Source organism: Micromonospora sp. D75, assembly GCF_018070405.1.
GTDB classification, from domain to species: domain Bacteria; phylum Actinomycetota; class Actinomycetes; order Mycobacteriales; family Micromonosporaceae; genus Micromonospora; species Micromonospora chalcea.
Genome location: NZ_JAGPXV010001119.1, coordinates 1 through 737, shown reverse-complemented (window position 1 = coordinate 737; position 737 = coordinate 1). Strand labels below are relative to the sequence as shown.

Below are 737 nucleotides of genomic sequence, written 5' to 3'. Positions count from 1 at the left end.
CCCCCGCCGCCCTGGCCGAGTTCCTCACCGACGCCCTGCGCCACCTGACCTGACCCCGCTCTTCCGCGTCGATCTTGCACTTGCCGCCCCGACAAACGGGGACGAAAGCCGCGCACGCGGGGCCGGAAGTGCAAGATCGACGGGGAGGCGGGGGGGTCAGGTGCCGAATCGGCGCTGGCGGGTGGCGTAGGAGCGCAGGGCACGCAGGAAGTCGACCTTGCGGAAGTCGGGCCAGTTCAGCTCGCAGAAGTAGAACTCCGAGTGCGCGCTCTGCCAGAGCATGAAACCGGAGAGCCGCTGCTCGCCACTGGTCCGGATGATCAGATCCGGATCCGGCAGCCCCTTGGTGTAGAGGTGCTCGGAGATGTGGTCGACGTCGAGCGAGGTGGCCAGCTCCTCGAGCGTGCCGCCGTTCGCGGCGTGCTCCGCCAGCAGCGAGCGGACCGCGTCGGCGATCTCGCGCCGCCCGCCGTACCCGACCGCGATGTTGACCTGAGCCCCGCCGTCGCGGTCCCGGGTGCGTTCCTCGGCGGCCTTGAGCGCGGCGGCGTGCTGCGCCGGCAACACGTCGAGCGCGCCGACCATCCGCAGCCGCCAGGGGTTGCCCTCCTCGGCCAGCTCGGTGGTGAGGTCCTCGATGATCTGGAGCAGTGGGTCCAGCTCGGCGGCCGGGCGGGAGAGGTTGTCGGTGGAGAGCAGCCACAGCGTGACGTGCCCGACACCGGCCGCGTCGCACC

General features: G+C 71.2%; 1 protein-coding gene. It reads right to left on the bottom strand.

Annotation, left to right across the window (positions count from 1 at the left end; all coding sequences use genetic code 11):
• Nucleotides 1-156 precede the first annotated feature (156 nt).
• Nucleotides 157-737 (bottom strand): polyprenyl diphosphate synthase (uppS, locus tag KBX39_RS32410; protein ID WP_210874241.1); only part of this gene is annotated, 581 nt, incomplete at its 5' end.